Source organism: Sulfuricurvum sp., from assembly GCF_031427015.1.
Classification (GTDB): Bacteria; Campylobacterota; Campylobacteria; order Campylobacterales; family Sulfurimonadaceae; genus Sulfuricurvum.
Genome location: NZ_JASJOW010000002.1, coordinates 363,060 through 384,960, shown reverse-complemented (window position 1 = coordinate 384,960; position 21,901 = coordinate 363,060). Strand labels below are relative to the sequence as shown.

At 44.0% G+C, this 21,901-nt stretch carries 23 protein-coding genes and 1 tRNA gene; 9 read left to right on the top strand and 15 right to left on the bottom strand.

Translation table 11 applies throughout. The features are described 5' to 3' along the window. Nucleotides 1-4 precede the first annotated feature (4 nt). The 5 genes from accA to gpmI form a co-directional block, all read right to left on the bottom strand. Nucleotides 5-940: an acetyl-CoA carboxylase carboxyl transferase subunit alpha gene (accA, locus tag RMO68_RS04370; protein WP_310439490.1), complete on the bottom strand. Its 936-nt coding sequence runs from the start codon at nt 938-940 to the stop codon at nt 5-7. A gap of 12 nt (nt 941-952) precedes the next feature. Continuing rightward, complete coding sequence (locus RMO68_RS04365; protein ID WP_310439489.1) at nt 953-2,170, bottom strand: beta-ketoacyl-ACP synthase II; 1,218 nt, start codon at nt 2,168-2,170, stop codon at nt 953-955. A 106-nt stretch (nt 2,171-2,276) separates the two neighbouring features. Then, nucleotides 2,277-2,507: an acyl carrier protein gene (acpP, locus tag RMO68_RS04360; protein ID WP_013459228.1), complete on the bottom strand. Its 231-nt coding sequence runs from the start codon at nt 2,505-2,507 to the stop codon at nt 2,277-2,279. A 71-nt stretch (nt 2,508-2,578) separates the two neighbouring features. After that, nucleotides 2,579-3,322 carry a 3-oxoacyl-ACP reductase FabG gene (fabG, locus tag RMO68_RS04355; protein ID WP_310439488.1) on the bottom strand — a complete coding sequence of 248 codons (744 nt, stop codon included), beginning with the start codon at nt 3,320-3,322 and terminating at the stop codon, nt 2,579-2,581. Nucleotides 3,323-3,331: 9 nt separating this feature from the next. Next, a complete protein-coding gene (gpmI, locus tag RMO68_RS04350) occupies nt 3,332-4,807 on the bottom strand; it encodes a 2,3-bisphosphoglycerate-independent phosphoglycerate mutase (protein ID WP_310439487.1) in 1,476 nt (491 codons plus the stop codon). A 93-nt stretch (nt 4,808-4,900) separates the two neighbouring features. Between gpmI and mraY the strand changes: the two genes are divergently transcribed. From mraY to RMO68_RS04335, 3 genes are all read left to right on the top strand, one after another. Further along, entirely contained in the window at nt 4,901-5,959 is a 1,059-nt protein-coding gene (mraY, locus tag RMO68_RS04345; protein ID WP_310439486.1) for a phospho-N-acetylmuramoyl-pentapeptide-transferase, read from the top strand. Next, entirely contained in the window at nt 5,959-7,167 is a 1,209-nt protein-coding gene (gene murD / locus RMO68_RS04340) for a UDP-N-acetylmuramoyl-L-alanine--D-glutamate ligase (protein WP_310439485.1), read from the top strand. Before mraY ends, murD begins: the two co-directional genes overlap by 1 nt. 64 nt (nt 7,168-7,231) lie before the next feature. After that, nucleotides 7,232-7,307, top strand: a tRNA-Phe gene (locus tag RMO68_RS04335). A gap of 317 nt (nt 7,308-7,624) precedes the next feature. On the opposite strand, the gene RMO68_RS04330 is transcribed toward RMO68_RS04335, so the two are convergent. Continuing rightward, nucleotides 7,625-8,779 carry a sensor domain-containing diguanylate cyclase gene (locus tag RMO68_RS04330; protein WP_310439484.1) on the bottom strand — a complete coding sequence of 385 codons (1,155 nt, stop codon included), beginning with the start codon at nt 8,777-8,779 and terminating at the stop codon, nt 7,625-7,627. A gap of 308 nt (nt 8,780-9,087) precedes the next feature. Here RMO68_RS04330 and RMO68_RS04325 point away from each other — a divergent pair, with 308 nt between their 5' ends. Next, on the top strand, nt 9,088-9,345 hold the full coding sequence (locus RMO68_RS04325; RefSeq protein WP_310439483.1) for a hypothetical protein: 258 nt from the start codon (nt 9,088-9,090) through the stop codon (nt 9,343-9,345). An 11-nt stretch (nt 9,346-9,356) separates the two neighbouring features. Here the strand turns inward: RMO68_RS04325 and RMO68_RS04320 are convergent, their stop codons facing one another. Together RMO68_RS04320 and RMO68_RS04315 are read right to left on the bottom strand one after the other, a co-directional pair. After that, nucleotides 9,357-9,578 (bottom strand): hypothetical protein, encoded by a 222-nt coding sequence (locus RMO68_RS04320; RefSeq protein WP_310439482.1) that lies wholly within the window; start codon nt 9,576-9,578, stop codon nt 9,357-9,359. Nucleotides 9,579-9,607: 29 nt separating this feature from the next. Further along, entirely contained in the window at nt 9,608-10,252 is a 645-nt protein-coding gene (locus RMO68_RS04315; RefSeq protein WP_310439481.1) for a ParA family protein, read from the bottom strand. Nucleotides 10,253-10,406: 154 nt separating this feature from the next. On the opposite strand from RMO68_RS04315, the gene RMO68_RS04310 reads away from it, so the two are divergent. Beyond that, nucleotides 10,407-11,180, top strand: a complete 774-nt coding sequence (locus RMO68_RS04310) for a hypothetical protein (RefSeq protein ID WP_310439480.1) — start codon at nt 10,407-10,409, stop codon at nt 11,178-11,180. Here RMO68_RS04310 and zupT read toward each other — a convergent pair. Next, a complete protein-coding gene (gene zupT, locus RMO68_RS04305) occupies nt 11,167-12,000 on the bottom strand; it encodes a zinc transporter ZupT (protein WP_310439479.1) in 834 nt (277 codons plus the stop codon). The two genes, RMO68_RS04310 and zupT, sit on opposite strands and share 14 nt — an antisense overlap. A gap of 95 nt (nt 12,001-12,095) precedes the next feature. On the opposite strand from zupT, the gene RMO68_RS04300 reads away from it, so the two are divergent. After that, nucleotides 12,096-12,500, top strand: a complete 405-nt coding sequence (locus RMO68_RS04300; protein ID WP_310439478.1) for a hypothetical protein — start codon at nt 12,096-12,098, stop codon at nt 12,498-12,500. A 9-nt stretch (nt 12,501-12,509) separates the two neighbouring features. After that, entirely contained in the window at nt 12,510-12,818 is a 309-nt protein-coding gene (locus RMO68_RS04295) for a hypothetical protein (protein ID WP_310439477.1), read from the top strand. A gap of 25 nt (nt 12,819-12,843) precedes the next feature. On the opposite strand, the gene RMO68_RS04290 is transcribed toward RMO68_RS04295, so the two are convergent. Both RMO68_RS04290 and RMO68_RS04285 read right to left on the bottom strand, forming a co-directional pair. Beyond that, complete coding sequence (locus tag RMO68_RS04290) at nt 12,844-13,911, bottom strand: AI-2E family transporter (RefSeq protein WP_310439476.1); 1,068 nt, start codon at nt 13,909-13,911, stop codon at nt 12,844-12,846. A 12-nt stretch (nt 13,912-13,923) separates the two neighbouring features. Next, nucleotides 13,924-15,687 (bottom strand): ABC transporter ATP-binding protein, encoded by a 1,764-nt coding sequence (locus RMO68_RS04285; protein ID WP_310439475.1) that lies wholly within the window; start codon nt 15,685-15,687, stop codon nt 13,924-13,926. Between the two features lie 163 nt (nt 15,688-15,850). Between RMO68_RS04285 and RMO68_RS04280 the strand changes: the two genes are divergently transcribed. Next, complete coding sequence (locus RMO68_RS04280; protein ID WP_310439474.1) at nt 15,851-16,447, top strand: peroxiredoxin; 597 nt, start codon at nt 15,851-15,853, stop codon at nt 16,445-16,447. Nucleotides 16,448-16,507: 60 nt separating this feature from the next. Further along, complete coding sequence (locus tag RMO68_RS04275; RefSeq protein ID WP_310439473.1) at nt 16,508-17,254, top strand: ABC transporter permease; 747 nt, start codon at nt 16,508-16,510, stop codon at nt 17,252-17,254. 73 nt (nt 17,255-17,327) lie between these two features. On the opposite strand, the gene RMO68_RS04270 is transcribed toward RMO68_RS04275, so the two are convergent. The 4 genes from RMO68_RS04270 to RMO68_RS04255 are packed head-to-tail and all read right to left on the bottom strand — an operon-like array spanning nt 17,328 to nt 21,877. Next, the gene (locus tag RMO68_RS04270) at nt 17,328-18,572 is read right to left on the bottom strand and encodes an ATP-dependent RecD-like DNA helicase (RefSeq protein WP_310439472.1); all 1,245 of its coding nucleotides are present in this window, start codon (nt 18,570-18,572) and stop codon (nt 17,328-17,330) included. Then, nucleotides 18,565-19,641, bottom strand: a complete 1,077-nt coding sequence (locus tag RMO68_RS04265; protein ID WP_310439471.1) for a VWA-like domain-containing protein — start codon at nt 19,639-19,641, stop codon at nt 18,565-18,567. Before RMO68_RS04265 ends, RMO68_RS04270 begins: the two co-directional genes overlap by 8 nt. Next, on the bottom strand, nt 19,638-20,630 hold the full coding sequence (locus RMO68_RS04260; protein ID WP_310439470.1) for an AAA family ATPase: 993 nt from the start codon (nt 20,628-20,630) through the stop codon (nt 19,638-19,640). The genes RMO68_RS04265 and RMO68_RS04260 overlap by 4 nt, the downstream gene beginning before the upstream one ends. Then, a complete protein-coding gene (locus RMO68_RS04255; RefSeq protein ID WP_310439469.1) occupies nt 20,630-21,877 on the bottom strand; it encodes a hypothetical protein in 1,248 nt (415 codons plus the stop codon). Before RMO68_RS04255 ends, RMO68_RS04260 begins: the two co-directional genes overlap by 1 nt. Between the last annotated feature and the right edge of the window lie 24 nt (nt 21,878-21,901).

Below are 21,901 nucleotides of genomic sequence, written 5' to 3'. Positions count from 1 at the left end.
ACCCTTATTCGGAAAACTGTCCTACACCGACAAGACGTGCGTAGCGTTTTTCGAGACGTTCTGCGTCGCTCAAAGCTTTGAGTTCCGTAACTTTAGCTAAAAAGTAGTTTTTAAGCGCGTTAACAGCCCCTTCTTTATCACGGTGAGCACCGATAAGCGGTTCATCCACAATATCATCGATCAAATCAAGCTCTTTAAGATCGGCAGAGGTGATTTTTAGTGCTTTCGTAGCCGCTTCAACTTTCGTAGGATCATTCCACAAAATAGCCGAACATCCCTCAGGAGAGATAACACTGAATACGGAGTAGCGCATCATAGCAAGACGATCGGCAACACCGATTGCCAATGCTCCACCGCTTCCCCCTTCACCGATAACGACGGATACCGTGATCGTATTAAGATTAGAAAGCTCTAATAAATTACGAGCAATCGCTTCACTCTGGTTGCGCTCTTCGGCTCCCAGACCCGGATAAGCACCCGGAGTGTCGATCAGCATCAAAAGGGGAATATTGAACTTTTCCGCCATTTTCGCCGCACGAAGTGCCTTGCGATACCCTTCCGGATGAGGCATACCAAAGTTACGCTTGAGCTTATTTTTGGTTCCGCGCCCTTTTTGCTCACCGATAACCATGACACGCTCATCGCCGATTGTCCCCATATAACAGATAATAGAGAGGTCATCACGGAAATGGCGATCCCCGTGAATCTCATATTTTTTATCCAACAAAAGATTGATGTAATCAAGAGCATAGGGACGATCTTGATGACGTGCTAACTGAAGCTCTTGATACGGAGAGAGATTGGCATAGGTTTTTTGAACTTCTTTGTCCAAATCCTGCTTCAAAATCTCTACGGCGTGATGATCATAACGCACTTCTGCCGCAATGATCTCCTCTTGTATTTGACGAATATTTTGTTCAAAATCTAAATAGGTAGCCAACGGCTTGCCCTCTTATATTTTTTTGAAAATGACAACACCGTTAGTGCCGCCAAATCCGAATGAGTTAGACATAACGATATTAAGCTCCGCTTTTCGAGCTACGTTAGGGACAATATCCAAATCACAGTTTTCATCCGGATTCACATAGTTAATGGTCGGAGGGATGATACCATCACGCATTGCCATAATACTGATAACCGCTTCAATTCCGCCTGCAGCCCCGAGACAATGGCCTGTTTGTCCTTTTGTTGAGCTGACCGGAGGACAATTCTCTTTGGAGCCGAATGCAATTTTAAGTGCTGCCGTCTCATTTTTATCATTGGTAGGAGTGCTCGTCCCGTGCGCATTGACGTAATCCACTTTTGGATTGCCTGCCATTTTAAGTGCTGCTTTCATTGCGCGAAGCGGACCTTCAAGACTCGGTGTCGTAATGTGATTCGCGTCACCGCTTTCACCGAAACCGATCACTTCTGCATAAATACGGGCTCCGCGCGCCACAGCTGCATCATACTCTTCAAGAACCAATGCCGCAGCTCCCTCACCCATTACAAAGCCGTCACGTTCTGCATCAAACGGACGTGATGCGTGTTTGGGATCATCATTACGCGTAGAGAGTGCTTTCATCGAAGCAAATCCGCCGATACCTACACCCGTGATCGCTGATTCTGCCGCAACTACGAGCATTTGATCCGCACCGCCGATCATAATCGTTTTTGCCGCTTCACTCACCGCATGAGTACCCGCCGCACATGCGGTTACTGCAGAGAGATTCGGTCCTTGCAAGCCGTGATCGATCGTAATAAATCCGCCGAGCATGTTTACCAAGGCACCCGGGATAAAGAACGGAGAGATACGACGCGGCCCTTTAGTCTCAAGGATAATTGAATTTTTCTCAATCGAAGGGAGTCCTCCGATACCTGATGCGGCATCAATACCGAAGCGCTCTTTATCAAAATCTTCAGGAAAATTAGCATCGGCCATCGCTTCTTGTGCCGCTTTAATACCCAGTTGGATAAATCGGTCCGCTTTTTTAACCTCTTTAGGGTCCATAACGCTCTCAGGATCGAAATTTTTCACCTCACCGGCAATTTGCGCACTTTGTGCCGAAGCATCGAAAATCGTGATCATGTCGATCCCGCATTCACCTTCACAAATCGCTTTGAATGAGCTCTCTTTGTCATGACCAAGCGCATTGATCATTCCCATTCCGGTTACTACTACTCTTTTCACATTCTCTCCTGATGGTGGATGGTCTGAAACTTTGGCTCCGTTAAGCCAATATTTTAGACCATAATATTAAGTTTGCTTTACCGAGGAAAAACCTCGATAATCGTTTTTAGTTTTTGCTTTCGATGTAGTTGATAACATCTTGAACAGTTTGGATTTTTTCCGCTTCGTCATCAGGGATTTCGATATCGAATTTCTCTTCAAGAGCCATTACTAATTCTACAACGTCAAGGCTGTCAGCGCCGAGATCTTCTACGAATTTAGAATTCTCTTTAACTTCGTCCGGGTTAACGCTGAGTTGCTCAACCACTACTTCTTTAATATCTTCCAAAAGTGCCATAATAGCTCCTGTTCCTATGAATAAAATCGCAAAATTATAGCATATTTAACTTAAGAGGGGAAGTTTCCCCCTTACATAAACATCCCGCCGTTAACTTTGAGGGTCTCACCGGTAATGTAACTTGCATGATCGCTGAGTAAAAATGCCGTCGCTTCTGCCACTTCACTCGGATTTCCAAAGCGGCCCATCGGTATTTTAGAGGTGAAAGTAGCTTTAATCTCTTCGCTAAGGACATCGGTCATATCGGTAGCAATGAAGCCCGGTGTCACAGTGTTGTAACGGATACCGCTTGATGCAGCCTCTTGCGCGAAACTTTTTGTCATTGCGATAACTCCACCTTTGGAGGCCGCATAGTTGGTTTGTCCTGCATTGCCTGTTTCACCGACAATCGAAGCGATATTTACAATGGCACCGAATTTTTGTTTGCGCATCACTTTAAAAGATTCACGGCATCCCACAAATGCAGAGAGGAGATTAGCATGAATGACTGCCATAAAATCATCACTTTTCATCCGCATTGCAAGGCCGTCTTTCGTTATCCCCGCATTGTTAACAAGATAAGAAAGTTCCCCGTCCGCATCGACAATCGTTTTGATCGCATCCACAAATGCCGCTTCATCGGCAACATCAAACCCGATAACTGCCGCTTGTCCACCCGCTGATTCAATCTCAGCTTTAACCGCGTCTGCCGCTGCCGCACCGCTGCGGTAGTTAATCCATACTTTCAAGCCATAGCCTGCCAATACTTTTGCCACTTCCGCTCCGATTCCTCGGCTTGAACCTGTTACCAATACATTTTTACCTGTGAATTTCATCATTATCCTTTATATAAGTGGTGTGTCCATCTCGGACGGAATTTCAAGCCCCATCAGTTTTAGAACTGTCGGTGCAACATTATTCAGAGCTCCCGTATGAACTTGATTCACACCCTCTGCCATCACAAAGCACCATACTTTTCCGACCGTATGGTTCGTTAAAACGTTACCCCCATCATCCCGCATCTCTTCGCAGTTGCCGTGATCGGAGGTGATGACAAGAGAATACTCGTTACGTTTAGCCGCTTCGACGATCCGTCCTAACTCATTATCGACCGCTTCGACCGCGCGGACTGCCGCTTCAAAATTGCCGGTATGTCCTACCATATCCCCGTTGGCAAAATTGACAACGACAAAATCATACCCCTCGTCCATCGCTTTGAGAACCGCGTCACCCACTTCGGGAGCCGACATTTGCGGCTGCATGTCATAGGTCTTGACTTGCGGGCTGGGGATTAATACTCGTGTCTCATTTTCATACGGCTCTTCGATCCCGCCGTTAAAGAAAAAGGTAACGTGAGCGTATTTCTCCGTCTCCGCCGTATGAAGCTGGCGAAGCCCCGCTTTAGAGATAACTTCCGCCAAAGTATTTACAGGGGCATCTTTCGGAAAAAGTACCGGATAAGGGAAGTTTTTATCGTATTGTGTCATCGTCGCCAAATGAGTCGGAACAAATTCTCTTTCAAAACCTTTAAAGGAGGGATCACCGATGGCCGTTGTAAGCTCACGCATACGGTCACTTCGAAAATTAAGGGTCAAAACCGCATCCCCCTCTTTAAATCCTTCATATCCGTAAAACGCACTCGGGGTTATAAATTCATCACTCTCTCCGGCGGCATAAGCGTTTTCGATGTAATCGGCAGCGCTTTGCTCACTTTTTGGAATAGCGTTCACGATAGCGTCATACCCGCTCTTGACACGATCCCAACGGTTATCACGATCCATACTAAAAAAACGTCCTCCGATGGAGCCGATTTTTACATTCGGATAGCCGTGTGCATTCACCGTATGCAAAAAGAGTTTCGCCGAGGTAGGGGCAACATCCCGTCCGTCGGTGATGAGATGGAGCCATACCTCTTTTCCCGCTTCGGCGGCTATCTCTGCCACCCCTATAATATGATCGATATGCGAATGAACTCCGCCGTCACTCATCAGCGCAATCAGGTGAAGCCGCTTACTAGTTTTGAGAAGTGAAGAGAAGATAGTGTTCTGCACAAACGTCCCCTCTTCGAGAGCAAGAGAAATTTTGACCAGATCCTGATACAATACCCGACCACTTCCGATACTCATATGTCCCACTTCGGAATTGCCCATTTGTCCCTCAGGAAGACCGACACTCAAACCGAAAGTATCGATCAAAGCATGAGGAACTTCACTAAATAAGTGATCGTAGGTCGGCTTTGAAGCCGTGTGAAAAGCATTAAAATCACGTTTCGGCGAGTATCCGATGCCGTCTGTGATGACCAAAACGGTTTTTTTACTCAAATTGGCTCCTTCGATTAATCAAACTTTGGGGGGATTATATTAAAATGTCACTTTTGCATTGCTTTTGAAATTTAATCATAAAGAGTTAATAGAATGTTATATTGGTTTCACCAGACCCTCGGAATTAATCTATTTCAGTACATCACCCTTCGTGCCGGAGCCGCTTTTTTTATCGGAATGCTCCTTACCCTCTTTTTAATGCCGCGATTTATCGCATGGGCTCAACGCTCCGCCCGCGTTCAACCGATTAATGAATACGTCAGTGCCCATCAGGGCAAAGCCAAAACTCCGACAATGGGGGGAATCGTTTTTATCGCCTCCACCGTGATCGCTTCGCTCCTGACGGTAAACGTGATGAACCCGTTTGCCATCGGCGGCCTTCTTACCCTTGTGTTTTACGCTTATATCGGCTTTACTGACGACTGGGGTAAGATTCGCGGCGCTAATAATCTCGCAGGACTGACTGCACGTGCGAAACTCGCACTCCAAATTGTATTCGGTATTGCCATCGGATTATTTTTAATCTATTTCGCCAAACTCGAAACCGGGTTTTATCTCCCTTTTATTAAATCAAGCCTTTTTGATATGGGAGGATGGAGCGTCGCATTCTGGGTATTTGTCATTATCGCTACCTCTAATGCCGTCAATCTTACCGACGGACTCGACGGTCTGGCAACGGTTCCTTCCATATTTGCCCTACTCTCTCTCAGTGTAATCGTTTATGTTGTGGGGAATGCCGCCTTATCTCATTATCTTTTGATGCCGAAGATCCCTGCGGGGGAAGTGGTGATTATCGCTGCGGCATTGATGGGTTCACTGCTTGGATTTTTATGGTTCAATTGCCATCCGGCACAGGTTTTTATGGGGGACAGCGGTTCACTCACCATTGGAGCGTTTATCGCTTATATGGCGATTATCGGGAAAAGTGAGATCCTCCTCATCCTCATCGGTTTGATTTTCGTGATCGAAACCGTCTCGGTTATCTTACAAGTCGGAAGTTACAAACTCCGTAAAAAACGGGTCTTTTTAATGGCACCGATCCACCACCATTTTGAGATGAAACAGTGGGCAGAGAACAAAATCATCGTCCGTTTTTGGATCATCTCCCTCTTATCCAATATTTTTGCACTTATCACGTTAAAGATTCGCTAATGAAAAATCAAAACATTGCCTGCTTCGGGTACGGAAAAACCACTCGTGCCATCGCCAAACATTTCGGTCCTTGTACCTTTTTCGATGATAAATTTACCGAATCTTCGATTGATGAAGAGGGAAATATTCTCAAACCGATCCATGAATTCGACACCACACTCTTTACCCATGAAATTCCTTCACCCGGATTTCCGCCGTCACATTCACTGATTCAAAGTGCACAGCACCTTATCAGCGAGTACGATTTCTTCGCTCCGAAAATGCCTTTTTCGATTTGGATCAGCGGAACGAACGGTAAAACAACCACAACCCAAATGGTGGAACATCTCCTTAGCGACAAAGGTGCTATCAGCGGCGGAAACATCGGAACTCCCCTTGCCGAAATGTCAAGCGAAGCTCCTATTTGGATTTTAGAGACCAGTTCGTTTAGTATGCACTACAACACCGTAGCCTCTCCTAACATCTACGCGCTTCTTCCCGTCACTCCCGATCATGTGAGCTGGCATGGAAGTATGCAAGCGTATTACGATGCGAAGCTTAAACCGCTATCGATGATGAGAGAGGGGGAAGCGATCCTTCTGCCGAAGATGTTTGCCGATGCTCCGACAAACGGATTTAAAATCATCTACGAAGATGAAAAAGATCTCGCCCAGTATTTTGGATTTGATGCTTCAAAAATAAAATTCAAAGGGGCTTTTTTGATGGATGCCATGATCGCGATGGGAATTGACAAAATTCTCTATGACCGATGCGATTATGACCGTATCAATGCGTTTGTCCTCGATCCTCACCGTCAAGAAGAGTTCCGTGACGGTCGCGATCGTCTCTGGGTCAATGACTCCAAAGCGACCAACATAGATGCGACACTGGCTGCTTTGCGTACTTATGCTGATTATCCGATCCATTTGGTTCTTGGAGGAGACGATAAAGGAGTAGAGCTTGAGGAGCTTTTTACCCCCCTAAAACGTTACGAAATAAGTGTATATGCTATCGGTGCCAATGCACTGCGTCTTGAAGCGTTGTGCAAACAATACGCTATCCCTTGTGTTCTCTGCCATACGCTCGATGTTGCGGTAGAGCAAATCAGTAAAAAACACAACCGTCACAGTATCGCAATGCTCTCCCCTGCAGCGGCGAGTTTGGATCAATTTACCTCATATGCACAGCGAGGAAACCTTTTTAAAGAGCTTGCAAAAGCGACAAAATAGTCGTTCTCTCCTCTTTAAGCTTGTTTTTAAGCTTGTGAGGCTATAATTTCACCCTCACAAACGTGGCCAATTAGCTCAGTCGGTAGAGCAAATGACTGAAAATCATTGTGTCCTTGGTTCGATTCCGAGATTGGCCACCACCACTTTTAAAAACTCCAAAAACAATAGCAATTACTCAAAGTGAATAGCCTCAAGTAAATTCAATCTGCCTTGATAAATTTATGTTTATTGTGCATAATGAAGTGCATAAAAGCTACATACAAGTAGGCAAATAAATTCCACCACCACCATTGAAACAAGGTAGCCCACTCTACTTCGTAATAGCCGAGAATCTTAAAGATACAGAAATAAATTATGACCCAAAATAATACCGCATGTAGCATCATCCAGTAATTTAACCAATGCAACCTCAAAATTTCTCCTCTGAATAAAGGGTGGAATTATAACGAAGTTGCTCTCAATTACTTATCCCGTTTGCGTGCATCTCGATTCTGTTTCTGCCGTTCTTTTTCGCTTCGTACATAGCACTGTCCGCTTTTTCAAAAAGCGTTTTCTTATCATCATCCTCACCAAGCTGAGCAATACCGAAACTCAATGTGATCTCTTTTTCGACATAGCTAAACATATGCGCTTGGACAAGCTTTCTCAAATTTTCGGCCAAATTATGTGCGCCGACGATTTCTGTCGAAGGGGTCAAAATAACAAACTCTTCTCCCCCCCATCGTGCAAAAACATCTCCGTTTTTAATATGATCGGCGATTAAACCTACCAACTCTTTCAAGATAATATCCCCTGCTTGATGTCCATAGGTATCGTTTATCAGTTTAAAATGGTCAACGTCAAAAATGATCAAACTAAGCGGAAGATTATTTTGTTTCGCATTGGCGATTTCGATGCTAAAGATATCTTCAAAGTTTTCCCGATTATTGATCCCCGTGAGATTATCTTTAAACGCTTTTTGCTCTAACGTATTAGTCATAGAATAAAGTTCGTCTACTTTGCTTTTCATCGCTTTATTGATGTTTCTAAGCTGTTGTTTTGTCTCTTCCAGCTCGGTAATATCATGTCGGATCGCGATGTACTCTACTACGTCGCCATCCACATCCAAAATCGGTATGACAGTAGTATCAACGATATACTGCCCCCCGTCTTTTTTCATGTTTGTTACCACACCGTTCCAGCTTTTTTTCGCCTTGATGGTGTCCCACAGGTCTTTAAACGCTTCTCTTGGCATATCGGGGTGTCGAATAATGTTATGCGGTTTCCCTATGAGTTCGTCTCGTGTGTATCCCGATATCTCACAAAACTTGTCATTCACGTAGGTGATTACCCCTTTCGGGTTTGTTTTTGAGACGATATTACTTAAATCTACCGCTTTTTTATATTCGGTCAAAAGGTTTGAATTTTCACTTTTATAGTTCTGATTGCTTTTGGTAAGAATTTCAAAATTATTTGCTAAATCATTTCCCATCTCCAGAGTGAGAGAGTCGATTTCGCTTTGCAGAGCAAAGGAGAGATTCCCGTTTTCAAAAATAATCTCCTCGATCGCATTTTTGAGTTTTGTAATAAGGGTGAAAAGATCGGCGACCGTCACATTATAGTTATTTAACAATTGTAAAAAGTCTAATTTTACTTGGCATTCCGACACGGTGGCACGCCATTCTATGACACTGATATAACAATCGCAAAATTGATAAAAAAGGTGAGTGTTTTTTTCAATTACTGGTAAAGAGTGTCTATGCAAAACATTTTGTACTTCACTTTTATTCATCCATCTTTTGATAATTTCATTTCTGTTAATACGCAAAAAATAGGAAAACTCTTCACTATTTATAATTTTAATCATATATTCTCACCTTTTTTACCTTCTCAGTCCCTAAGAAATGTTGTATTATAGCGTCATTCAACTATAGGGTAGTTATGAAGAGTGTTTGTTTTTTATTCATTATTGCAGCCGGCTTGTGTGCAGAGACTGCAGAAAAAAAATGGATCCCTATTCAGCCGATTGAGCTAAATGAAAAGAAAAAAATCGATAGCAATGTTTCTACGTCGCAATCTGAGCATAAACTCATCCGAAACGTTAAGATTTTTCAGCAGCTACTCGACAAAAGCAGAGATGACTTACCGACGAAAGCGACTAAAAGTTGGTACTCCCTTGATACCGTGGATAACGATTAGTTTATAGACTATTAAATCAAACCATCCCGCTGCATCCGCTCTTGAAGTGCGATAAGAATATAAGCGCTTACCGTCCCTCCGTGAAATTCACGGATTTTATCTTCCCATCCGGTCGGAATTGTAATAAGCTTTTTTTTCTTCTCTTTTTCACTTTTTATTTTCACCTCTCGTTCACTCATTGCGGCGGAACTTTTCACTTTTTCAATATTTTGCAAAAAACTTTTTTTGATCATTTTATATCCTTTATATATATTTTAAATATTTATTTTATATTTAAGATGGATTTTACTTCCGTAAATAACTCATCCATCTCTTGATCGGCACGGCTGAAAACTCGGTACTCTTTGATACTCTTCCCCTCACCGACTGAATGGGCAATATCTACACGCTGGCGCAGAATTGAGACCATTAGCTCAAAATGCTCCGACATACAGATAAAATCAACCAGCTCACCAAACCGCTTCATCGCAGGATTAATGTTATTGAAAAGAACATGGGTTTTTAGTGTTTCGCCTTGTATGATTGAGAGACTTTTGAGTATCTCTTCGTATTTTTGTAACCCCATCAAATCAAAAGGCTTATCACTCACAGGGGTGATAAGCAAGTCCGATGCAATAATAGCAACACGATTAAAAGCACTGTCAAACCCTCCCGAATCTATTACGGTGAGAACGTCGTCGGAATCTTCTGCCGCGTATTGTGCCAACTCTTCGGGAGTGTCAAAATATATCATCGGTATCGGAGTAAGCCCGTGCTCATGCCGTAGCGCATTGCTCACCGTCAGAGAACGCTGCGTATCGAGATCCACAATACGCGTATCGATAATTTTGGAGAAATTTACGGCAAGATTCCATGCTATCGTGGATTTACCGACTCCCCCTTTTTGGTGCGAGAGTGTAAGGATCATTTGATATCCCTTCAATATAAATAGAATATATAAAGTATATATTTTAAGCGCTTAAAAAAAGATGTTACTCGTGTGTGAATCCTTCTTCCATAGAGAGGATTAATATAAAATATTTTATAATATGCATTAATTACTTATATGAATAGAAAATATTATGGACACACTTAGATTACAACCGATTGTTGAACAACTACTCAGCACTCAAAGCTATCGCAGAACCTTTAGTTTTGAGTTTGAAGGGGAAAAGCTGTGGATTAAGCAGCCTGAAATCGGTGAGGCCAATATATGGCATACGCTAGCTCTCCTCTTATCTAAGTTATTGAAAAACAATTTTTTTAAACCGACGGTCGTGACCGATCCGAAAGCATCCTTAGCCTATGAATCAAAAAAACTTATTTTTCTAAAGACTCAAGGGGTTGATGTTCCCGAAGTGATCCTTGTCCATGAAAATTATCTGGTTTTAAAAGACGGAGGAGTTCCGCTGAGCTCACTGCTCAATCAAGAAGAGACTACTTTTGATGAGAAAATTGAAATCTGCAACAAACTCTCTGCAGCACTTGCGCAGATGCATAACAAAGGTCTCTATCACTCTCGTCCGGCATTGCGTGATATTACCTACAAAGAGGGGAAAATCTATTTTATGGATTTTGAAGAGAATTTAGAATCAACCCTTACCTCTCAAGAAGCGATTATTCGAGACGGATTTATATTTGTTCACGCCCTCTATCGTAAACTCCATTCACCTGAACTGATCGCTATCACACTGGAGAACTATCATCGCTCACTCCGTCCTGATTTGTGGGATCATTTAGTGAGTGAGGGAAGCCGCTATCGTCTAACCTATCTGCTGATCCGATCGATGAAACGTTTTTTAGGGAAAGACGGAATTGCCATTTATCAAACGCTTCATTATTTCAGACAATTTTAAAAAGCAGCAAACTTAACGCCATTACCCCCATCCCACCGACAATTCCCGCAATCGCCGTATGGGCATTGCCGTACACCCGTGAGGAGGGGAGCAGTTCATCAAGAGAAATATAGATCATTATTCCCGCTACGATTCCAAAAGTAATCCCTAGGGTTAGGTCTCCCATCAACGGCATCAATAAAAAGAACCCCAAAGCCGCTCCGATGGGTTCGGCTAATCCTGAACCGAAGGCAAACCAAAATGCCCGCTTTCGCTCACCGGTCGCATGATAAATCGGCAAGGATACCGCCATCCCTTCGGGTATATTATGAATGGCTACCGCAAGGGCGATTCCAAGCCCAAGTGTGAGAGAATCCAATGCCGACACAAACGTAGCAAAACCTTCCGGAAAATTGTGTATTGCTATCGCCAAAGCGGTAAAAACTCCGGTACGGTGAAGCATCATTTTTTGTTTTGATTCTCTGTGTTCGGTTTTTAACGGGGCTAAAGCCTGATCGGATTTGAGTTCATGCGGATTCACATCTTCGGGAACCAAACGGTCGATTCCAAATGCCAATGCAATCCCTGAAAAAAAACAGATCAACATCAACGCTTCGGCGCTACTATCACTAAATTGAAGGGCAAAAGAGGCTTTTGATTTAACCAAAATCTCGGCAAACGAAATATAGATCATCACCCCTGCCGAGAATCCCAGTCCGATAGAGAGTAGCCGCGTATTATCACTTTTGGAAAAAAAGGCGAGTGCCGCCCCTATTCCCGTCGATAAACCGGCAAATAATGTGAGTCCGAAAGCAATAAGAACCGTTTCCAAAGAGTACATTGTGTCGCACCTTCTCTCTTTTGTTAGTGTAATGATATTACCCTATATTTTAAAAAGAAAGGTATAATAGTTTATTCACGCCGGAGGTCAAATCGATGAATGAAACAGAGTTACTCACTCTTTTTGTCGGCATTATCGCCCTTTGCATGGTGATCATTACAGCGGTGATTATTTTCATCGGAACCTACTCGATTAAAACCATGCAAAAGACGCAAGAATTTATTGCCCATGTACAAAATGAGCTTAGTTTTCTTTCGACCAAAGCAGCATTAACCCTCCATGAGGTCAATGAGCTTCTCTCTCAACTCAGAGTGGAGTCCAAGGTACTGAGCGATAAATCAAAACTCTCCTTGCATGAATTACATGATTTGATCTCGTTTCTCCATGACGAGACCAAAACACTTGCACTTAAAGCTTCAAACGGCATTGCCAAAGTGACCATCGGCTCACTCGCTATCGGAGCGATTTCGCAATTTTTCAAGAAAAAAAATAACCCTTAGGAGAAACATATGAACCAAGACAACACACTCAGCTTTATCGTAGGTGCCGCACTCGGCGGAATTGCAGGATACTACCTCTATAAACATCAAGATCAAATCGTCGATAAAATTCACGAGCTTGAAGGCAATCTCAATATTGATCATAATAGTTTGATTGAAAAAGCAAAAAGTAAACTCGACACGTTAACTCAAAATGTTCAATCGACAATTGAACGCTATACTCACGGTAGCGAGCCTAAAACAACCGATGAAATCACCGCCATCATGACCGAGCTTGCCCGCTTACGCGAGGAAGTAAAAGCGCTTAGCGCGCAATAAAGAAGGAGGCTCCTTCTTTTTTCCCTTATGGGTAAAACTTCCGATTGGTTTTACGAAGCATCCGAAGCGTTGTCAGCGTAAACGCTACAATCGCCGGACCGATAATAAATCCCCAAAAGCCGAATGTTGCCAAACCGCCTACAATAGCAAAGAAAATCATAAATTCATTAATACGGCTTTTCCCGTCACTTAATTTCCGATTGACAAAATTCAAAATCACCAATTTAACAATATTATCGATAAAAAATGCCATCATTGCCCACGAATAGAAGGCAATAATCAAAGCATTCATAATGTTTCCCTCAAAATACTCGTGCAATGCAACCGGAATCCAGACCAAAGCGGTACCGACAACAGGGATAATCGCCGAGACACCGGTCATAAATCCAAGCAAAAAGGGGTTGTATCCTTCAAAAAAAGCGATAAAAATTCCAAATGCAAATCCCTGTGCGATCATCACACCGCCCAGTGTGTAAAACACCACCGCCGTCGTCGTCATCATATCACTAAAAAATCCCCGTTTTAATGTTCGAGAAAGGGGGATGATGGGGAGTAGAAAAAGTTTAAGACTCCGCCCATACCACGTCAAGAAAAAGAAAAAGATAACAATCATCACCATCTCGGTAAGCATCGCCATAAACGTTTGAACTCCGCTTCCCAACCATGCGGCGAGGGTAGCAATAATCTCATCTTTATGCGCTTTGCCCAATAAAATCAAATTTTCCAAAGGCTCTTTTAGCCATCCCAAGAACGTGGGGAGATAGGAGCTGAGGGTATCGATCTTATCTCCCAGCGCACGAATAATCGCCATCACATTCGAAGGCTGATCAAACAAATAAAATAAAAACATTGCAATAGGGACAAATAGGAGCAAAGAGAGACTTAACGTTACAATTCCCGCCGCTATGAGAGATGCCATATTCCGTAAGCGCTCATAGCGGCAGATTTTAATTTCCACATAATGGTAAAGCGGAGAGATAACGATAGCCAATAAAAAAGCGATGAAAAAACTTTTTAAAAAAGGTAAAAAGAGCCATACGGTAAGCCCTAGGGCTGAAAAGATCATAAAGCGGACAAATAATTTATTTTCCATAATAGTTCCTTATTAATGCTGATGATGAACGAAGCTTTTAAAGCTCCCCTCTTGCTCTTCCAATGCTTCACGTGTCCCCTCTTCCAATATAGTACCATTTTCAAGTACATAAATATAATCGGCCTTGGTAATCGTACTCAAACGATGGGCAATAATAATGACTGTTTTTTCTCTCAAAAACTCTTTCAGTGCTTCGAATAATGCACTCTCTGTATGCACATCCAAAGCCGAAGTAGATTCATCAAAAATGACCACCTTTGGGTCAGCTAATACCATCCGTGCGATACTAAGACGCTGGCGCTGACCTCCGGAGAGACGAATTCCGAATTTACCAATCTGTGTTTCAAGTCCCTGCGGCAATGACCGAACAAACTCAAAAAGCTGTGCGATGCGTAACGCTTCCCATATCTTATCCTCACCTATCTCATCACCCATCGTGAGATTAAACCGAAGCGACTCATTAAACATCAGAGGCTGTTGCAATACCACAAAGACTTTGTCACGTATCTGTGAAAAGCCGATTTTTTCCACACTGACCCCATTGTAGAGAATATCCCCGGACGTAGGGGGATAAAACCCAACCAACAATTGAGAAAGGGTGCTTTTACCGCTGCCGCTTGCCCCGATGATCGCTACCGTGCTTCCGGAGCGGATATGAATATTTAACCCTTTTAGAACCGCCTCATTCGCACCGTAGCTAAACACTAAATCGCGTGTCTGGATAGAGAGGGCAGATGCCTCATCCAATACGACTGAGGGCTGCGAAGATTTCGGTTCGGTGGGAAGCAAAAGGAGCTCATTCAGCCTAGAGAGGGCATTTTTGGCATTGGCAAAGCTGTACTGCATCGAGAGTAAATCCTGTACCGGAGTCATCATAAACCATAAATAGCCGAATATCCCGAACATCAGTCCGATAGAGAGATCGGAATACAGAACCATCACCAGTCCGAGTGCTCTAAAAATCTCAAATCCGCTCAAAAAAAGGGTATACGAGTAGCGTTCTCCCCTTAATGCCTTGATTCCGTATTCACTGGCACTCTGACGCAATCTCTGTGATTGGCTGATCGCACTCGCGATAAATCGCTCCTCTTTGTTACTCGCACGAATTTGACCGAAGAGATCACACATCTGCGTGAGGTTATCAGAAAGCTCGCCGATGGTTCTATTTTGCTCTTTCTTGAGCTTTCCGACACTTCCCGAAATTTTACGGGTCACAATCATAATAAGGGGCTGAAAAATAATAATGAGAAGTCCAAAAAGCGGGTTAATCCAAATCAATACTCCCGCTACACCAATAAGGGTTGCGACCGAGACGATCAGTTTTGAGAGGGCGCTTCCTAAAAACTGCTCAATCGTATCAATATCGGTGATAAGATGGGTAATAACCTTACCGCTTCCCAAACGTTCGTATTCGGACATCGAAACTACTTTCAAATGCTCCAATGCTCTCACACGAACACTAAAGCTGAGTTCTTGAGAAAGGGTGATAAAAAATTTCTGAGAAGCGACACTGAGGATAAAAAATAGAAAACGTAAAAAGATCGTCACGGCTAACACGATTCCGATGTAAAGAAGCGGCTCATGCAGGGTACTAAAGGTATCGATCATTTCACTGATCGTTCCCCCTTTTTTAAGAAGAACCTCATCCACCATTAAAGGGATCAGTAAAGGGATAGGAATGGAGATGAGGGTAGCAAGAATGGCGATGATATTCCCTAAAATAAGAGAGCGCTTGTATCGGAGCATCAGTGAAAATAGCATTTTAAAGGTAAGCATAACAGTGATTATATCCAAAGCAAATCCAAGTATATATAATGGCTATTCTAAATAATAAAAATTATCCTTTAGGATTTTAAGTTAACTTTTTGCATCTCAGTTGAATTAATCTTTGTGTGTTACAATTTCCCCATATTACTCGAAAACCATACAAGGAAATACCATGCTCGTTACAAAAAAAGCTCCTGATTTTACCGCTACAACCGTTCTTGGAAACAACCAAATCGTTGACAACTTCAACTTATACGAAAACCTCGGTGAAAAAGGTGCTGTACTTTTTTTCTACCCGTTAGACTTTACATTTGTATGCCCATCTGAGCTTATCGCGTTTGATCACCGTCTTGATGCGTTCACAGAACGTGGAATCAACGTAATCGGTGTATCCGTTGACTCACAATTCAGCCACTTTGCATGGAAAAATACTCCGGTAAACCAAGGTGGTATCGGGCAAGTTCGTTACCCACTCGTAGCTGATTTGAATAAACAAATTTCACGTGATTACGACGTACTTTTCGGTGAGTCGGTTGCTCTTCGCGGTTCATTTTTGATCGACAAAGACGGAACCGTTCGTCACGCGGTTATCAACGACCTTCCGCTTGGACGTAACATCGATGAGATGCTTCGTATGATCGATGCAATGTTGTTCACGAACGAGCACGGTGAAGTTTGTCCAGCAGGTTGGGCAAAAGGTGACGCCGGTATGAAAGCGAGCACTGAGGGTGTTGCTGAGTATCTTGCCGCTCACTCTGATAGCCTTTAATCTCTCCTTTTCCCCTTTCGGGGAAGCCACTTTTAATACAAAACTCCCTATTCTTCTTTTATGCAATACTCTTTTTTAGCCTCATATCTTCTCATAATCTTTGCTCTATGGTATTCACGCCGTGAAAACTTCGGTCTCGAAAAAACGATTCTGACGAACTCCATTTTGGCTATGGTGCAATTGGGACTCCTTGGTTATGCCCTCGTTTATCTCTTTAAAATTGAGCACCCCTCGTTACTATTTTTCGTCCTATTGGGGATGGTAACATTCGGTGCCTACACTGCTCGAAAACGTACACCTTTAGGAGAGGATAGTTTTAAGATCGCTTTTTTTACCCTTGGGGCATCATCAGGGATTGTTTTTTTATCGATGATGGCATTCGGGGTGATTCACATGGTTCCCCATGAGATGATCCCTATCGGAGGGATGATCATCGGCAATGCCCTCAACGTCTATACCCAAAGCACCGAACGGTTCCGTGCAGAGGTTAAAAATACGATAGAAATTATCGAGGGGATGGTGGCGCTCGGGGCACCTCTTAAAGAGGCACTGCGCTTTGCCTCTAAAGCCTCCGTCAAAGCCTCGATGATCCCGACGCTCAATATGCTCCAGACAGTCGGGATTATCCATATCCCAGGGATCACCACAGGAATGCTCCTCGCGGGAGCCGATCCGCTGAGCGCTATCTCGTATCAGCTTGCCGTTATGTATATGATGGTCGCGGTGGCATTACTCTCAGCCGTATTTAGCACGATGTTCTCGTACCGTGTTATCATCGGCTCAGCGTTTAGTAATATAAAAAACTAGAATTAATAAGCGCACAAGTGCGCGTGGGCTTTCCGACGAGGAAAACTCAACGTTGGCGTAGCTAATCGGGGTTTTACTCCGATAGCGTATCCAAAAATCTAATGGCTTTCGGGTGAACGAAACAGAGTTTTTCCCACCCACGATTAGGACGAATCAGCGTAACACGATGGGCGGATACGGAGCGTGAGAGTGCGACGTAAAACTGTGAGGGTGCAAAGATTTCATTCGTCTCGATGACGTAGTCCGCCAAAGACATTCCCTGTGATTTATGAATTGTAATGGCAAATGCGAGGGTGATCGGAAACTGGCTGAGGGTGATAAGTTTTTCTTCATTAGCCGTCTTCCCCTTCTCCACCCATCTGGTTTTAGTGGTATCGACACGCTCCACTTTGACACTCACCCCATCGGATTTTTTTACCCATACACAATCCTCTTCGATAGAGGTGATTCGCCCTCGCTCGCCATTATAGTAATTCCATGCATTTCGGGTAAAGAGGATCGGTGCACCCACTTTCAGTGCTAGAATCGGCTCGATACGGCTCTCAACCATAAATCGATCCACGTCACGCTCCTGCATCTTTTTATCATGAAGAGTGACATAGGTCGTAAGTTCTATTATCTCACCGTTTAGATGCTCCAACTGCGCGCGATTATGGTTTTGAGCACTGATATTTTTTCCGTACAAAAGGGTCATGGTCGATTTGTCTTCATTTAGCGGACGCACCAATGATTCTAACGCCCCTACCGCCTCTTCATCAATACGGGCATGACGTACTTTTTCCAAAAGGTTCAAAAAGTCCGCTTCATGCGTACGGTATGACCCCTCCAAATGAAGTGTTTTAAATCCAAGCCGTTCCCAACTGGGAGATTCAAAGGCAAAGTAGATCGGCTCATTTCCTCTAACAACAGGAGGAAGCTGTAAAAAGTCCCCTACCACGATAACCCGACCGCTAAATTCGGTTTGAAGAAGCCGAAGGCAGATCATATCGAGCAACGGTGCACCCACCATCGAAATCTCATCGATAACGATGATCTGCATCGTCCTGATCAGTTTAACGATCTTTTTGGAGGGTTCGAGTTTACCGTTGCGCTCTAATTCTTCCTGAGAGTTGGCGATCCCAAGATCAAAAAAACTGTGAAGGGTCTGCCCCCCGATCAACGTCGCCGCCATCCCCGTCGAGGCGAGACGAGCCACTGATTTTCCTTTTTGCAGTGCATCTTCTATTAGAGCCAGTGTTAATGTTGTTTTCCCTGCACCTGCACCGCCGGTGATAAAGAGGCTCGAATGCTCCAAAATTTTTAGTGCATTTTCAATCATTCTCATCCTTTAATACTATTACCCGCCCAAACGGAACATCTATAATGTTAGGGGCAATCCAAAGCACGTCATACGGCGGCTCGTACAGAGGGAATTTTCCCTCCAAATCGGTGAAATAGAGCAAGAGTTTCGGACGATATACCCACGACTCAATCAGCTCGAATACGGGTCTAAAGTCTGTCCCCGCTCCCCCGCTGAGGGTATAGGTGATGCTCTCTCCCCTCTCAAATCTCTCATAGGAGCGTATTTTATCATCACAGACCATCAGATCGATCGTATAAGAGCCGAATAACTCCGTGATCGATTCTACCTCGGCAATAAATTGTGTCAATAGCACCTCATCGACCGATCCCGAACTGTCAATCGCAATAGCCAGCTCCAAATGTCGAGAATGGACGCCCGGTAGATAGAATCCATCATAAAGGAGCTTTTTACTCGGAGGGATGAGTGTGTAGTCACTCACATAATACCCGCCGATTTCCTCACGCAGTTCACTACGCCAATCGATGAGAGACTTTTTGTTCGACTGGATCAGACGGTGGATCGCTTCGCTGAGGGGGTCTGATTTATCCAATGCCTCCGCTGAGCGCTTCTCACGCTGTGCACGAGAGAGCTTTTCATCTAGCCCATCGTCGTCTCGCCCTTCGTCACCGTCTCGGTCGTTTTGTTCCTGATCTAAAAATTCAAGCGAGAGTTCATGATAGATCTCTTCCGCACTCAGATTACCGAACCGTTTATCATAGGTAATAGCAGGAGGTGGGGTAAAACCGCTCTCGATCAGTAACGTATTAATTGCATAGTCACATGCCATATTCCACAGCCATGGGCTCCGATTTCCCCGACGAGCGGTATGCGAGAGCGCCTCATGCAGTGCAGCGTTGCACAGAGCAAACATCTGCTCACCCTCACTCAGAGGCTCCATATACCCCTCACGATACTCAAACTTCCCCTCACGGGTCGTAAAACTCTCGATATTATCGTTTACGACACTCTCCATACCGCTGGCAATCGTGCCGAAAAACGGATAATCGAGGAGTAATTTGGCTTTAAGGGGAGAAAAATCGATCATAGCAGATACGCGTAGGCCTCAACCCATTCGCCAAACGCGTCCAGATGCTCCATCGCCACCCCCTGACGCTGTAGGTCTTGGACGATGAGGACGGCAAACTCGTTTTTGAGTTTCAAGCTATAGCGCAACACGTGCGAAAGGGCTTCTTCATTTGGATCGGACAAAAGACGTGATACAAGGAGATTAGAGAGGGCATAAAGGGTGGAGAGTTCACTCGGTGCTTCGCTCTCAACTCCTCGTAAAATTGCCTCAATATCGGGAAGCTTATCCATGATTTTGCAATACCCTAAAAAATCGACGGCGGCATCTTCCCCAACCGCACCTGAAATCGCTTCTAGTAGTAGATCTCTGGATAATGGGCTTTGAAGAATCCTATGAACGGCTTCCCAACTGCGCGGTGTCGCAAAACTCCGCTCGTTTTTGAGTGGATCGAATCCGAACAGTGCACTGTTTTTAAATCCGATATACGCGATTAAGCGAGGATCAATACGCGACTTTACCGCCCACATTCTCCAATCCTCACTGCTCACCTCCATCTCGATGTGAACAAATCGATTTGCCAGAGGTGAGGGGAGACGATAGACCACGCCGCGATCTCCCTCACGGTTTCCTGCAGCAACAATCGCCCACCCCTCAGGGAGGGTGTATTCTCCCACTTTGCGATCCAAAATCAACTGATACGCCGAAGCTTGCACCGCAGGAGCAGCCGCATTAAGCTCATCGAGAAAAAGTATTCCCTTCCCCTCACGCGGCAAAAACGATGGCGGTGCCCAGAGTGCCGTATGGGAATCCTTCTCATAAAACGGAATTCCCTTAAGATCGGTGGGATCAAGCAATGAGAGGCGTAAATCAATACACTCCAAATTTTTCTCACGCGCAATTTGTTTTATGATAGAGGATTTTCCAATCCCAGGTGCTCCCCACAAAAACGTCGGTATTTGTGATTCTATTAACGCTTCTATCGTCGTTTTCGCGTATGAGCTGCGCATTAAAGCCATCCTATATTATGAGTTTGTATGTGTTTTCCAAAAGTCGGGTTTGTTTTAACCAAACGTTCAAACCGTTGATCGAGAGAGAGCTGATACAATATCTCAACCGGTGTAGCGGTATTACGAGCTAAAGCAGATAACACTTCGGACTCACCGCTGGCGTAGAGGATCTCCAGCTTATCGGATGAGAGCGAAGGGTTAGAGGCCAACTCCGCTTTCAATCTCCCGCTCTCAAAAAACTGATTTAAAAGGCTAGATTCCGCAACGCGGTTCGTAACCAATGCTTTCAGTACCTCTTCATCAGCTAAAGTACTCAAACGATCCTGCATCACTATCGTAAGGGTTGGATTAGTTGCTAAATAGCGGGCATATCCTCCGATTAGCCTATCAAACCGCTCATCACTCAGGAAAACATTTCCCGCAATGAGCTGGGGATAAGATTTTTCCAATGTATCTGCACCTTTATCTGAAAGCGTCTTGTTAAGAGAGAGAACTCTATTCACCGCCTCGTTTTCGAGTGAAAGTAGCTCCGCTTCCAAGCTCAAAGGCTCACGATGCGCTAGTAATTCGGCACGTGTGTTTATTAATTGAGCTAAGATTCTCTTATCCGTATCACTATGCAGAGCCATAGCATCCAGTACCCCTATGAGAGAGCGGTCTGTCGGATTTTTTAACTCTTTGACAATAGGGGCGAGTTCCGCAATCGCATTTATAAGGTCTCTATTTCCATAACGTTCAATCAAATGTGCCATACCGCTCATCGCATACTGAACGTTATGATTACGATCCAAATCGACATAAAATCGCCCGATAATAGCGGCGGTTACATCTCGATTGGTATCATTATCAAACAACCCTTCCCCCTGCCAATCATATAGCTTTAGTAATTTAAAAAAAAGCTCATCCGTAATATATGGATTTTGTAGAAAATTAACAAGACGTTCCTGATTACGGGAGAGCTTGAGACTCATTAATAGCCTATCGGGTTCGATACTTTGGCACAGCCACTTTTCTACCCCTTCCAAAGAGACTATAGGTATCTTTTGCATCTCATAAAGACGTAGAGATTCTCCCTCTTCATAGGGATTCATCATTCGTCCCTCGATAATAAGAGCAACCCCCTCCCTATAACTGTCAATACGCTCAATTTTATGAAGTTTAAGAAGGGTATCAAACTCTACGAGATTCAACGCGCGGGTTTTCCCCAACAATAATATCGATTGACCGCAAAGCTTTTCATAGTTCATAACGCGCATTATAAACCATCAGGC

Coding starts and splice junctions, on each gene's coding strand:
- acpP (WP_013459228.1), bottom strand. CDS start 2,507: ATGGCACTTTTGGAAGATATTAAAGAAGTAGTGGTTGAGCAACTCAGC.
- fabG (WP_310439488.1), bottom strand. CDS start 3,322: ATGAAATTCACAGGTAAAAATGTATTGGTAACAGGTTCAAGCCGAGGA.
- mraY (WP_310439486.1), top strand. CDS start 4,901: ATGTTATATTGGTTTCACCAGACCCTCGGAATTAATCTATTTCAGTAC.
- murD (WP_310439485.1), top strand. CDS start 5,959: ATGAAAAATCAAAACATTGCCTGCTTCGGGTACGGAAAAACCACTCGT.
- RMO68_RS04325 (WP_310439483.1), top strand. CDS start 9,088: ATGAAGAGTGTTTGTTTTTTATTCATTATTGCAGCCGGCTTGTGTGCA.
- RMO68_RS04320 (WP_310439482.1), bottom strand. CDS start 9,578: ATGATCAAAAAAAGTTTTTTGCAAAATATTGAAAAAGTGAAAAGTTCC.
- RMO68_RS04315 (WP_310439481.1), bottom strand. CDS start 10,252: ATGATCCTTACACTCTCGCACCAAAAAGGGGGAGTCGGTAAATCCACG.
- RMO68_RS04310 (WP_310439480.1), top strand. CDS start 10,407: ATGGACACACTTAGATTACAACCGATTGTTGAACAACTACTCAGCACT.
- zupT (WP_310439479.1), bottom strand. CDS start 12,000: ATGTACTCTTTGGAAACGGTTCTTATTGCTTTCGGACTCACATTATTT.
- RMO68_RS04300 (WP_310439478.1), top strand. CDS start 12,096: ATGAATGAAACAGAGTTACTCACTCTTTTTGTCGGCATTATCGCCCTT.
- RMO68_RS04295 (WP_310439477.1), top strand. CDS start 12,510: ATGAACCAAGACAACACACTCAGCTTTATCGTAGGTGCCGCACTCGGC.
- RMO68_RS04290 (WP_310439476.1), bottom strand. CDS start 13,911: ATGGAAAATAAATTATTTGTCCGCTTTATGATCTTTTCAGCCCTAGGG.
- RMO68_RS04285 (WP_310439475.1), bottom strand. CDS start 15,687: ATGCTTACCTTTAAAATGCTATTTTCACTGATGCTCCGATACAAGCGC.
- RMO68_RS04280 (WP_310439474.1), top strand. CDS start 15,851: ATGCTCGTTACAAAAAAAGCTCCTGATTTTACCGCTACAACCGTTCTT.
- RMO68_RS04275 (WP_310439473.1), top strand. CDS start 16,508: ATGCAATACTCTTTTTTAGCCTCATATCTTCTCATAATCTTTGCTCTA.
- RMO68_RS04270 (WP_310439472.1), bottom strand. CDS start 18,572: ATGATTGAAAATGCACTAAAAATTTTGGAGCATTCGAGCCTCTTTATC.
- RMO68_RS04265 (WP_310439471.1), bottom strand. CDS start 19,641: ATGATCGATTTTTCTCCCCTTAAAGCCAAATTACTCCTCGATTATCCG.
- RMO68_RS04260 (WP_310439470.1), bottom strand. CDS start 20,630: ATGCGCAGCTCATACGCGAAAACGACGATAGAAGCGTTAATAGAATCA.
- RMO68_RS04255 (WP_310439469.1), bottom strand. CDS start 21,877: ATGAACTATGAAAAGCTTTGCGGTCAATCGATATTATTGTTGGGGAAA.